The organism is Dolichospermum sp. UHCC 0260 (assembly GCF_009711985.1).
GTDB classification, from domain to species: Bacteria; Cyanobacteriota; Cyanobacteriia; order Cyanobacteriales; family Nostocaceae; genus Dolichospermum; species Dolichospermum lemmermannii.
The window spans coordinates 16,560-29,106 of record NZ_VIKZ01000058.1; the positions used below are offsets into that span (position 1 = coordinate 16,560).

A 12,547-nucleotide genomic window follows, 5' to 3' on the forward strand; every position below is an offset into this window, starting at 1 on the left:
ATACTTAATTTAGAACTGTTTAAGCGAGTGTTTCTGGACAATATCCTAAACCTCGAACAAACTGTTGTCTAAATGCTTCAATTTCTTCCCTTTCCGGGCTACCATGAGAAACAACTGCTACTTGGTAACGACGCATTACGTCTACGGGTGTTTGTCCGGCTTCTAAACTCCAAAACGCCATTTGGACTCTCATTGGTGGTTGATAGCTAATTCCCAATTCACTCAAGAAAGCTCGAAAATCGCCGTCTTGTTGATCTGAGACTGTTTCTTTGAATTTAATTCTGACTACCCAACCATCAATTTGATGAATCACGCTCACAAAGGATAGGGGAAGTTGTGGTCTACCATGTAGGTATTGAACGATTCTCAGGGTGAGGGTGGCATTGCCTAGATAGTATAAGTATTCCATCATCATGTTATGGGATTAAATTTAGTTCTACCTATCTATCTTCGTTAATGGGGTGGAGTTCCCGGTAGGGTAAAAGCACCCGTTCTTTTATGGGGAGATTTACCCAATCTGGGCAGAAGGCAGAAGGCAGGGGGCAGGGAGAAATAATTTTCCCAATTACCAATTACTCAATTACTCAATTAATATGAAGCAAAAAATACTACAAGCAGAATCACAAGATATCAATTTAGATTGTTCGTTGTCTGGTTATGAATACGAACTTCCACCGGGACGAATTGCCCAAAACCCTGCTGTTCCTAGAGATAGTTCTAAGTTATTGGTGGTAAATTCTCCTGAAACCGCTAAGACTATACCACCACTACATCACATTTTCCGTAATTTGCCGGAACTGTTAAAGCCGGGAGATTTGCTAGTGATGAATAATACTAAAGTTATTCCCGCTCGGTTGTATGGCTATACGTCTACGAGTGGGAGTGTGGAGGTGTTACTGGTAGAGGAACGGCGACATAATTGCTGGTTGGCTTTGGTGAAGCCAGGAAAGCGGTTTAAGATAGGCAATGAAATTATTTTTACATCGGGGGAACAGGGAAATAAACAAACATTAAAGGCAACAGTGGTTGAGTCAGATTCGGAAACTGGGGGGCGATTATTACAGTTTGAGTTACCGGAGCAAGTTCCTTTATTGCAGGTGTTGGGGACATTTGGACAAATTCCTCTACCACCTTATATCACGGCTTCTACGGCTGCTGATGAACAGTATCAAACAGTGTATGCGGCTGAAGAAGGAGCGATCGCCGCCCCAACAGCAGGATTACATTTTACACCGGAATTACTAGAAAAATTGCGTAGTTGTGGCATTAATCAGGCTTTTATTACTCTTCATGTTGGTATCGGTACTTTCCGCCCAGTAGAAGTAAAAGATGTTACTACCCATGCCATGCACGAAGAATGGATTGAAGTTCCTGCTGATACCGTTGAGCAAATTCGGGCTACTCAGGCTGCTGGGGGGCGAATTATTGCGGTGGGAACAACAGCGGTAAGGGCTTTGGAGGGTGCAGCACAATTGGGAGATTTACAGCCATTTGTGGGGAAGACAAATTTGTTTATTTATCCTGGGTATAAATGGCAGGTTGTGGAGGGTTTAATCACCAATTTCCATTTACCCCGTTCTAGTTTATTGATGCTGGTTAGTGCTTTGATTGGTAGAGAAAGATTGTTGGATCTTTATCAAGAAGCAATTACTTCTGAATACCGCTTTTATTCTTTTGGTGATGCCATGCTGATATTACCAGAAGGGAAAAGCATTAAATTATGAATTTTTGATGGATCATCTAATTTAGATTAGATTCAGTATGACTTTTTACTTTTCGTTACATATTACTCTTCGAGAAGCCGCTCCGCGTCTACGGTTTTTTTCCGTTCACCTACTTAATTGAAAAAATTATTATTCCCTGTTCCCTGTTCCCTATTCCCTGTTCCCTGTTCTCTATATTGGTAAACGATTTATATCTTTATTGCAACCAATTACTACCATTGCAGAACCTCTTTCTAAACGTTTAGTTGGTTCGGGATTAATGATAAATTTACTATCATGACTGACAGCTAACATATTTAAACCATAGCGGTTACGAAGTTGAAGTTCAGCAATGGTTTTTCCATGAAATTCATCAGGAACAATTAATTCAACAATACTATTATCTGGGTCAAGATCAAATCTTTCTAAAATTCCCGGTTTAGTAAGTGTGCGTGCTAAAGCACAACCGGCTTCATATTCAGGAAATACTACATGATCTGCTCCCACTCGTTGTAATAATTTACGGTGAACTTCACTAGAGGCTTTTGCCACCACGTGAGGTACACCACCTTCTTTCACATTTAAAGTAGTAATAATACTTTCTTGAACGTAGTTACCAATGGCGACAATTACGGTATCAAATTCAAAAATTCCGGCTTCTTTTAGTGCTGCTGGTTCGGTTGAATCTAGTTGCAAAGCATGACCAACAATTTGTTCGTTCAAAGCTTCAGAAACTTGCTTTTCGTTCACATCTGTAGCCAATACTTGATAACCTAAATTATGCAGTGTTGAACAAACGGAACGACCAAAACGACCTAACCCAATTACAGCAAATTGGTGGTTATCTTTACGTAAACTGCGAAGAAATTTTAATGATGAAAGATTCATAATTGGTAATTGGTAATTGGTAATTGGTACACTAAATACGGAATGAATAATCCCTGTCCATAATGTAGTTGATTTTGATACTACTAAGTAAACCACCTAAATTAGCTATGCAAATAACTAACAGCGAAATCAAAGCTATGCGGGAATTAATGCCTGATTATACCCCCGGACTGGAAGCAATGGATCATTTAGAAAAGCACAATGGCGACATGGAAACGGCTTTTCAAGATTTATGGCAAGAAAAAAATGGTCAAGCTATGATGGGGGGAGATAAATCACTTTTACAAATCACCCTCAAAGCCTTGCGAAATGAACTTTGTGGTGATGACGGGTTTCGTGGTCAACTTAGAGAATATACCAGAAATCCGGGCAGTTCTCCTTTACTCACTGGTGTTATAGTTTCCTTGGTGGGTTTAGCTTCATCCAGTGGTTTACCTCTTGATCCTGCCATTGCGACCGTTATAGTTTTATATATCCTCAAAATAGGGGTCCATGTCTTTTGCGATTACACTGAACCCCCGGCTGCTAGTGGTGGAACTTTACCCCCAGCCAAATAGTTTATGATGTAGGGGCGGGGTTTCCCCGTCCTGGAAGGTTTGTACCCTCACATAACTTAATGCTTATGAATCCAATTATTTTAGATGACTTAGATCCAAATATTATCCAGTGGCTAAATTCTCGCGCTCAAAAGCATGGTCATTCTTTACAAGCTGAGGTAAAGTCTATTTTACAGCAATTAACAGTAGCCAAGACAAAAGAAGTTAAATTATTTGCAGATGATATAATTCAGCGCAAAGCAGATTTAATGTTGCAGCAAATTAAAATTCATTCTCAGTCTATAGATAAGAATATGACTGAATTAATGGAAAGTTCCACAGGAAATAATCAACAGAAATTATTAGAAATCAAAGCGAAACTCAAGGAATTGAAACCTGGAATTTCATTAGGTAATTTATCAATCAGGGAAGCTAGAGAATTAGGAAGATAATTTTACAGAAATTATAGAAGGAGTGATGATTTATGATTGAGAAATTTCAACTTTTATATTCTTTGTTGTCAGATTTATCCTACTAGATAACTGTAAAACCTCAATACCTACAACCTGATTTTGTTCATTAAAATCAAGCACAATTCCTGGATAAACTTCTTCTGATTCAATAATTTTTGATTCATCCAGACGCAAATATAAAGCATCTGCTTCTTCATCAATATGTACTTTCATAATTTATTCCTTTGGGTGCGATCAAAATAAACCGTGATAATTCGCCAAGGTTCTTTATTTAATTTATTACTACAACAAGCATATCGGGTAGGGGTTTAGCATTGCTAAACCCTTACATTTTACTCTGGTAATCCCTCTAAAATCTCCCTCGCAATATTCCCCCAATATTCCTCTTTATATTCATCATATATCTCTAACGCTTTTTGTAAATTCACCCTCGCTTCTGTATGATCTTCCTGTACTTTTGCCAGTGTGCCTAAACAGTGGTAAGTTAAGGCTTGAGAATATCTATCTCCAAATTCGATAAAGATTGCTAAAGCTTGTTGATAAAAGTCCCGTGCTTGGGCATATTCCCGCATTTCTTGGGCTACATATCCCAACTGGTGGTAGGTACTAGCTTGAGAATAGCGATCGCCAAATTCGATATAGATAGCTAAAGCTTGTTGAGAAAAGTCCCGTGCTTGGGCATATTCCCGCATTCCTTGGGCTACCATTCCCAAATTGTGGTAGACTTTAGCTTGTTCATAGCGATCGCCAAATTCGATTCTGATAGCTAAAGCTTGTTGATAAAAGTTCCTTGCTTGTGCATATTCCCCCATTTCGTGAGCTACTATTCCTAAATTGTGGTATGTTCCAGCTTGAGAATAGCGATCGCCAAATTCGATATAGATAGCTAAAGCTTGTTGAGAAAAGTCCCTCGCTTGTGCATATTCCCGCACTTCTTGGGCTACTATTCCCAATTGGTGGTAGGTACTAGCTTGAGAAAAGCGATCGCCAAAGTTGATTTTGATAGCTAAAGCTTCTTGATAAAAGTCCCGTGCTTGGACATATTCCCGCATTTCTTGGGATACTATTCCTAACTTTTGGTAGGTACTAGCTTGGTGATCATGATCATCTAACTCGTGAGCAATTTCTAAACACTGTTGATAATATTTTTTAGCTTCTGAAAATTGCCGTAAATTCAAATAAGTATTACCTAATTTCAACAAAGCATGACTTTCACCATCACGATTATTTAATTCCTGGGCTATATTTAAACTCTGTTGATAATAATCAATCGCTTTTTCAAACTTCCTTTCCTCAGCAAAAGCATCCCCAATTTTATTTAAAACCTGACGTTTAAAATTAACATCTGCTAATTTGTCAGCAATTTGTAAAGCCTCTGCTAAATATTCCCTAGCTGTTTTTGGTTGATGTTGACTAATATAAGCTGTTCCTAACTCCAATAAAATATTACTATACCTGCGTAAATTACCATCATTAGTTTGCTCACGGGTAGGCTTATATTCCATCAATAAACTTTGTAAAATCTCAATTCTTTCTTGCTTTTCCTGTGGTTCTATTCTGTCAATTTCTATATTAGATTCTAAAGTTTGAGTAATGGCATTTTCTCTAGTTTTTTCTAAAGTTTTAAATCTAAACACACCAGAACGCCAAGCCCAAAAATCAGGAGCAAATTTAGCTAAACGGTTGATAGCGTAATCTGGTAAAATAAATAATATAGGATAAGGGACAGTTTTTTTATACGCATCCCTGACAAAATTCAAATCTTGTAAAAATGGTGGATATTCACCAAACACACCAATAGATTTTTCTAAACCTTGAATAATTAATACTAACTTTTTATTTGCTTCTTTCTCAATATTCGCCAATCCCTGAATAATAGCATCACGCAAAAAGCGCAAATTAGGATCAGCAAATTTGAGAATTACAAATTGAATTTCCTCACATTGGGAATTTGTTTTTAATGCCTCAACTAATAATTCTCCATCAGGAGGAAAATTAATCTCAATAAATCCCAAAGTGAATTTTTCTGAAAAGTCAATAAACGTCAATAATTCCGCCAAAATATCTTGATTCAGGGCGACAAATTGCCCCAATTCGGCGTTAAAATCATGTTGTAATTTCTGCCAGTGCTTTTTGGAAGAATTCATTTTGCTTCACCACTGGGTTAGGATAATTCCATCTGTTATCGCCATTGTATTCTAAAACAGAAGTATTAAACAGCATTAACTGGCCAATATCATCTTTACTCACATCTTTGTTCAGGTAAACTTGCGCTAAAACTGGATAATGTTCTTCAGGAATAAATCTTTCAAAACTAAATTGTTGTTGTTTGACAGCATAAACAACGTCTTCAGCTTCAATCTTACTATGATTTTTAGTGCTGGCGCGTAAACAAGTAGCCCGCATCATTTGCATAATTTGACGCACATGACCACCACTGGCTTTAGCTAATTCTAGCAATTCTGCACGGGAATTAAACACAGCATTAACATCTACTCGTTTTTCAATTAAACTTGCTACTGTATCCAATCCAATTTGATTATAGTTTAAATCACGCACATTTCGATCAAATTGGTATATATTCACCATTGGCACAATGTGCGGTTCACCATCAAATAAAGCTAGAGGTTTTTTCGGTGAACAAAGAATAGAAATAGGAACTGTATAAATAATTGTACAATGCAGTTCTTGTAATTGGGCTGCATAGTCAAAAAATAAATGATCTGCAACCGCTGGGGGAACACGATCTAAGTTATCAAAAATAATTAATAGACCTTTATATTCTGGATATTTTTTTCTCAATTTACCATAAGCGTCATCTAGCAATAGATTGATATCTGCCTTGAGTCGAGAAATATCCTTTTCTAAAGTTTGGCGAATTGTAGTTTTTTGTTTATCAGAACCCTTGATTTGTGCCAATAATTTCACCATTAATTTCGCAATAAATGGCGCACCACCTTCTAAACTGGCTTCTGATTCCACACTGACGGATTTTTCTACACTTTCTTCATTTTCTTCTGTAATTTCCTTAAACCAATTCTCAAAACTATTTAATAATTTTTGTTCAAACTTTAACCCTAATTTCCGTAAAGTAAATTCAACTTGCTTAATTACAATTAAATATAAATCTGTATAGTTAGCATCATTAATATCTGTTTCTTCATTTACTTCTAAATAAATTACATGATAGTTTTGTTCCCATTGACTTTGAATCTTTTTTAATTCTGTACTTTTGCCTGAACCTCGATGTCCAGTAAATAAAATAGTGGTATAATCTCCAGATTCTTGAAAGTCTAAAATTGTGCTTACACCCTCAACGGCTGAAGATTTACGCACTGCTGATAAATCAACATAGTATTTTGAAATTTCCGCAGGTTCTAGTGGTCCTAAAGTGCAAGCATTATAAGCAGATTTTAGAGTATTTGCACGTTGAAAGTTAGGTTGATTCATAGATAAAGTTATAGACTCAACTTAAATTTTAGTTGATTATTGCCATTTTCGCTACCACCACCAGCAAGTTATACTAAACACGGGTGAGATTTAAACTTTTGCCAAATGACAAAGAACCCAGATGTGTAGGGGTAAAGCCAGAGCTAAACCCCTACGTTTAGAATCAAACAATCAAGCCGTTTTGAGTATAATAACTGGGGAATGTGGTATCTAATTTCCGTTCTTCCTGAGTTCGATATCAATTGGTAATTGGTGATTATCCAACAAGGAGATTTTCTTCGGGATAGTGGATTCTGCTAGGACGAGGATCACCTAATATAGATGACATTAATAATAAAACACCAACTCGACCAATATACATTGTGAGAATTAAAATTAATTTTGCTGCAATAGAAACAGTCCCTGTAATTCCTGTAGAAAGTCCGACTGTGCCAAAGGCTGATACTACTTCAAAAAGAATTTGAATAAAAGCCAATTTGGGGTCGGTAATACTAATTAAAACTGTGGCAACAATGACTGTAGCTAATGAACCAAACACCACCCCTACGGCTTTTAGAATTAAAGAAATGGCAATTTTGCGATTATATAATAATACCTCTTCTTTGCCTTGAAGAATTGCATTTGTACAACTGGTAAGCACTCGTAAAGTAGTTGTTTTGATTCCTCCTCCTGTACCTCCAGGACTTGCACCAATAAACATGAGCGCAATCATAATGAATAATCCCGCATTAGTCATTTTCCCAATATCAATACTATTAAAACCGGCGGTTCTGGTACTAACTGACTGAAACCAAGCGGCTAATATTTTATCAGATAAACTTAATTGTCCAAAGACACTATCGTTTCTGATTTCTACAAAGAGAATTGCAATTGTTCCTAACACTAATAATATTAAAGTTGTGCTAGTAGCAACTTTGAAATCTAGAGAGAATACTAAACAACTTGTTTTTTTGACTATGCGGTCACGTAACCACAAATACATATCCAAAATGACCTGATAACCAATACCTCCAAAGATAATTAAACAGCCAATTGTGATAATCACTAAAGGAGAAGATTGATAACCAATTAAATTATCTTTGAATAAACTAAATCCAGCATTATTCCAAGCACTAACACTATGAAAAATTGCTAACCAAGTTCCTTCTTGCCAACCTTTTTCGGGAACAAAGACTATCATTAATAAAAATACTCCCGTGAGTTCAAATAATAAGGTAGTCGCAATAATAGAACGGATAATTTGACTGCTACCACTCATGCCTGGACGGTCTAAAGCTTGTTGAATTGCTACTTTTTGTCTCAGGTCAAATTTTCTGCCAATTAATAACATTAAAAATGTGGTAGTTGTCATATAACCTAAACCACCAATTTGGGCTAATAAGGCAATAAACAACTGACCTAAAAACGAAAAATCAGTACCAGTATCTACCACTGCTAAACCTGTGACACAAACCGCCGAAGTTGAAGTAAATAGGGCAACAATGGGGTCGTTCCAATTACCATTACCAGTAGAGAAAGGCATTGTCAAGAGAATTGCTCCCAAGAGAATGACAGCGACAAAGCCCAAACAAATTGTCCGCGCAACAGTCATAAGTAATTAAAAATGAAAAATAAATAAACTTTGTGCAATTAGGCTATTTTGACATCTTACCAAGGTAGAATTAATGAGTTATTCCCAGGCAGAAAAATATCCCTATCTAATTAAAAACATAGATGGTAGCCTAAGAATAAGTTTTTTTCAATTTCCTGTCATCTTTTAATTATTAAATTCATGAGTCAAATACTTTACAAACAAATTCAGGAATTTTACGATGCTTCTTCCAGTCTGTGGGAACAGATTTGGGGAGAACATATGCACCACGGTTATTATGGTGTAGATGGTAAACAGGTAAAGGAACGCCGTCAGGCACAAATTGATTTAATTGAAGAGTTGCTAAAATGGGCAGATGTTAAAGGTGCTGAAAATATCCTTGATGTCGGCTGTGGAATTGGTGGTAGTTCTTTATACTTGGCTGATAAGTTTGGGGCCAATGCTACGGGAATTACATTGAGTCCTGTACAAGCTGCTAGAGCCACCGAAAGGTCTTTGGCAATGAGTTTGAGTCAAAAGACTAGATTCATGGTTGCCAATGCCCAAGAAATGCCCTTTGATGATAATTCTTTTGATTTGGTGTGGTCACTGGAAAGCGGTGAACATATGCCAGATAAAACTAAGTTTTTACAAGAATGTTATCGCGTGTTAAAGCCCGGTGGGACTTTGATTATGGTGACATGGTGTCATCGGAATACGGATAAGTCACCACTAACAACGGATGAGCAAAAGCACTTAGAGGATATTTATCGAGTCTATTGTTTACCTTATGTGATTTCTTTAGCGGAGTATGAAGCGATCGCTTGGCAATTACCATTAAATAATATTCGCACGGCTGATTGGTCAACCGCAGTTGCACCTTTTTGGAATGTTGTCATTGATTCAGCGTTTACACCCCAAGCATTTATCGGTTTATTAATGGCTGGTTGGACTACAATTCAGGGGGCATTATCTTTAGGTTTAATGCGTCGAGGTTATGAAACTGGATTAGTTAGATTTGGATTATTACGCGGGACAAAATAAGTCCAATTCTGTTTAAAGATGTACTCAATTTAAGGATAAACGAACCACAGAGGCACAGAGGACACAGAGAAGAAAAAGATAAGGTTAGGAAATTCGGCGCAGTTTCATAAAGAAATGGTATAAGTTCAATTCCTTTAGGTGCTTACGAACAAAAAAGAGCAAAAAATGAATCAATTTTATAAACAAAGTTCTGCTATTTTTCCAGGAAGTTGGTTTTATTCTTTTTGGAAGTTTTCCCGTCCCCATACAATTATGGGAACAACTTTGAGTGTTTTGGGTTTATATTTAATTACCCTGGGTGTCACTTCGACAAAGTTTTCTGGTTTGCATATTAGTCAAATTTTAGCAACATGGATTGCTTGTATCTGTGGCAATATTTATATTGTTGGTTTGAATCAATTGGAAGATATTGACATTGATAAAATCAATAAACCAGATTTACCTTTAGCGTCGGGAGAATTTACCAGGGGACAAGGACAATTAATTGTTATTATTACTGGTATTGTGGCTTTGGCTTTAGCATGGCTAACGGGACCATTTTTAATGGGTATGGTAACGATAAGTTTAGCAATTGGTACGGCTTATTCTTTACCACCAATTCGGTTGAAACAGTTTCCATTTTGGGCTGCTTTGTGTATTTTTTCGGTGCGGGGAACGATTGTTAATTTAGGTTTATTTTTGCATTTTAGTTGGGTATTGCAAAGAAGCCAAGGGATTCCGGGTGCAGTTTGGGCTTTAACGGTGTTTATCTTGGTATTTACATTTGCGATCGCTATTTTCAAAGATATTCCTGATATGGAAGGAGATAGATTTTATAATATCACAACTTTCACCCTCCAACTCGGACAACAAAAAGTATTTAGTCTCGCACTTTGGGTATTAACAATCTGTTATGGAGGTATGATTTTAGTAGCTTTATTCAATCTTGCGGAAGTTAACACTATCTTCATCTTAATCACTCATACAGTAGCTTTAATTGTGATGTGGTGGCAAGGTGCTGGAGTTGATTTACAAGACAAACAAGCCATTACTAATTTCTATCAATTTATCTGGAAATTGTTTTTCATTGAATATCTAATTTTTCCTGTTTCCTGTTTATTAGCTTAAACTCATGTTAGCAACATTTCCTACTGCCAATATTATCGCCATTTCCGTAGTCATTTTTGGTCTTGCCATTCTTGGTTATTTAAGTATCAAAACATTGATTACTTCTAATTTATTTCAAAAAGGCATCAATTTTTATCAAGCTAAAGATTTTGAAAATGCTGAAATAGCTTTGAGAAAAGTCATTGCTATCAACTCTACCAATGATATGGTACGTTTGCTGTTAGGAGATATTTTAAATCAGAAGGGACAAATTGCTGAAGCAAAAGCGTTATTTTGTGGAGTAATTGATAGTAGTCCCAAAAATCCTGATGCTTATTTACGTTTAGCGAATATTCTCATGCAGGAACAACAGGAAGTAGAAGCGAAAAGTAATTTAGTTCAAGCAAAGGAATTATTGCAAAAACAGCGTCAACCAGAAAGGGCTAAAAAGGTTAGTGTTTTGTTAGATAAAATGTCTAAACTGTGATTTTTAGGATTTTGATGATTTTTGGGATTATTGATGTTAAATTAATAGTCCATTTGCTTCTTTTATCACTTGAGAGATTTCAGGTTTATCAGAAGCAGATAATTATAATCACATTTTGACTATCCTTATCCATCCGATTTTTGATGAGGGATACAGTTATGCTCATTGGTGTCAACTTAACGCAAAATCTTCATCCCGCAAGAAACTCAAGTTCCTTGCTAATAGCGAAAGTCATCTAAAAGATGACTAAATACTAGGAAAATTCATTAGTCCGTTTTAACGGACTTGAGCTATGAGACAGGGAATTTATTCCCTGACGGGTGTGGAAGCCAAACAAATAAGCCATCTGTAACCTAAGTTGACACCAATGAGTTATGCTATATCCCTACTTGTTGTTATTCCTAATCACGAGGGGCATTGAAAGCTTCCCAAGCAGCCTTAGCAGCATTTTGGAATCTGTCGCTCAAATCTGTGACATCCTTATGCAGTAAGTTCCAATTATGCTCCAATTCTTCTTGAATTTTAGCCCAAGAATATTCTAAGCGGTCTCTTTCGATCAGTTTGTCTTTTTCAATAGCTTCTCGTACCTGACGCACAGCATTTAAATAGGTTTCACGGGTAATAGTTCCAGCCGATTCAGCTTCAGCTTGGGCGCGGTTTTTAATCGCCTCTAATAATGCTGTAGTTTCCTGCTTAACTTCATCTATTTCCCCATTTTCGCTGGTATGAAGACTAATTTCTACGATTTCTATAGATTCAATATTGTTAGTAGTCATAGTTGCCACATCCTGTTGGTAAAGTTTACTTGTGGATGAATATTGCACCTGTAATCATCATAATTTGGTCATCAGTCAATTGGGGATTTATAAATATACTTATGACCAAAGATAGATTATTAACGACTAATCAGTTGCCTTTCTAATTGTAGTAAAGCTTCTACTCTTGCTTCAGTTGCTGGGTGACTAGAGAAAAGATTTCCCAAAAACTGCCCAGAAATGGGATGAATAATTAATAATGGTTCAAAAGCTGGATTAGCATTCAAAGGCATTTGTCTAGCTGTAGATTCTAACCTTTGTAAAGCCCTAGCTAAGGCGCGAGGATTACCTGTTAATTTTGCCGCACCAGCGTCAGCGGAGAATTCTCTAGTGCGGGAAATAGCCAACTGAATAATTGTTGCAGCCATAGGGGCAAAAATAACTGTAGCTAATACACCTAAAGGATTGCCACCTCTTTCATTATCCCGTGAACCGCCACCAAACCACAGACTATAACTGAGCATTTGCGCGAGGAAAGAAACAGCCCCAGCCACA

14 protein-coding genes are annotated in these 12,547 nt (G+C 36.8%); 6 read left to right on the forward strand and 8 right to left on the reverse strand.

All coding sequences use genetic code 11. The features are described from left to right. Positions 1–19 precede the first annotated feature (19 nt). Complete coding sequence (locus FJR08_RS18935) at positions 20–409, reverse strand: hypothetical protein (protein WP_015083649.1); 390 nt, start codon at positions 407–409, stop codon at positions 20–22. A 184-nt stretch (positions 410–593) separates the two neighbouring features. Between FJR08_RS18935 and queA the strand changes: the two genes are divergently transcribed. Continuing rightward, entirely contained in the window at positions 594–1,724 is a 1,131-nt protein-coding gene (gene queA / locus FJR08_RS18940; RefSeq protein ID WP_015083650.1) for a tRNA preQ1(34) S-adenosylmethionine ribosyltransferase-isomerase QueA, read from the forward strand. A 171-nt stretch (positions 1,725–1,895) separates the two neighbouring features. Here the strand turns inward: queA and FJR08_RS18945 are convergent, their stop codons facing one another. After that, positions 1,896–2,591 (reverse strand): TrkA family potassium uptake protein, encoded by a 696-nt coding sequence (locus FJR08_RS18945; protein WP_168634208.1) that lies wholly within the window; start codon positions 2,589–2,591, stop codon positions 1,896–1,898. 107 nt (positions 2,592–2,698) lie between these two features. Here FJR08_RS18945 and FJR08_RS18950 point away from each other — a divergent pair, with 107 nt between their 5' ends. Together FJR08_RS18950 and FJR08_RS23780 are read left to right on the forward strand one after the other, a co-directional pair. Further along, on the forward strand, positions 2,699–3,148 hold the full coding sequence (locus FJR08_RS18950; protein ID WP_015083652.1) for a hypothetical protein: 450 nt from the start codon (positions 2,699–2,701) through the stop codon (positions 3,146–3,148). A 65-nt stretch (positions 3,149–3,213) separates the two neighbouring features. Further along, the gene (locus tag FJR08_RS23780) at positions 3,214–3,579 is read left to right on the forward strand and encodes a hypothetical protein (protein WP_254435801.1); all 366 of its coding nucleotides are present in this window, start codon (positions 3,214–3,216) and stop codon (positions 3,577–3,579) included. Positions 3,580–3,609: 30 nt separating this feature from the next. On the opposite strand, the gene FJR08_RS18960 is transcribed toward FJR08_RS23780, so the two are convergent. From FJR08_RS18960 to FJR08_RS18975, 4 genes are all read right to left on the reverse strand, one after another. After that, entirely contained in the window at positions 3,610–3,813 is a 204-nt protein-coding gene (locus FJR08_RS18960) for a DUF2283 domain-containing protein (RefSeq protein WP_096669903.1), read from the reverse strand. A gap of 119 nt (positions 3,814–3,932) precedes the next feature. Next, the gene (locus FJR08_RS18965) at positions 3,933–5,747 is read right to left on the reverse strand and encodes a tetratricopeptide repeat protein (protein ID WP_168634202.1); all 1,815 of its coding nucleotides are present in this window, start codon (positions 5,745–5,747) and stop codon (positions 3,933–3,935) included. Continuing rightward, complete coding sequence (locus FJR08_RS18970; RefSeq protein ID WP_168634203.1) at positions 5,707–7,050, reverse strand: P-loop NTPase fold protein; 1,344 nt, start codon at positions 7,048–7,050, stop codon at positions 5,707–5,709. Before FJR08_RS18970 ends, FJR08_RS18965 begins: the two co-directional genes overlap by 41 nt. Before the next feature lie 256 nt (positions 7,051–7,306). Next, complete coding sequence (locus FJR08_RS18975; RefSeq protein ID WP_015083656.1) at positions 7,307–8,641, reverse strand: TrkH family potassium uptake protein; 1,335 nt, start codon at positions 8,639–8,641, stop codon at positions 7,307–7,309. A gap of 180 nt (positions 8,642–8,821) precedes the next feature. Here FJR08_RS18975 and FJR08_RS18980 point away from each other — a divergent pair, with 180 nt between their 5' ends. The 3 genes from FJR08_RS18980 (at position 8,822) to FJR08_RS18990 (ending at position 11,237) form a co-directional block, all read left to right on the forward strand. Next, positions 8,822–9,664 carry a methyltransferase domain-containing protein gene (locus FJR08_RS18980; protein ID WP_041458679.1) on the forward strand — a complete coding sequence of 281 codons (843 nt, stop codon included), beginning with the start codon at positions 8,822–8,824 and terminating at the stop codon, positions 9,662–9,664. Between the two features lie 165 nt (positions 9,665–9,829). Next, positions 9,830–10,771, forward strand: coding sequence for a homogentisate phytyltransferase (locus FJR08_RS18985; protein WP_168634204.1), 942 nt, complete (start codon positions 9,830–9,832; stop codon positions 10,769–10,771). 4 nt (positions 10,772–10,775) lie between these two features. Further along, complete coding sequence (locus tag FJR08_RS18990) at positions 10,776–11,237, forward strand: M48 family metallopeptidase (protein ID WP_168634205.1); 462 nt, start codon at positions 10,776–10,778, stop codon at positions 11,235–11,237. 401 nt (positions 11,238–11,638) lie between these two features. Here the strand turns inward: FJR08_RS18990 and FJR08_RS18995 are convergent, their stop codons facing one another. Next, positions 11,639–12,013 carry a hypothetical protein gene (locus tag FJR08_RS18995; RefSeq protein ID WP_148760970.1) on the reverse strand — a complete coding sequence of 125 codons (375 nt, stop codon included), beginning with the start codon at positions 12,011–12,013 and terminating at the stop codon, positions 11,639–11,641. 119 nt (positions 12,014–12,132) lie between these two features. After that, positions 12,133–12,547 (reverse strand): M48 family metalloprotease (locus FJR08_RS19000; RefSeq protein ID WP_168634206.1); only part of this gene is annotated, 415 nt, incomplete at its 5' end.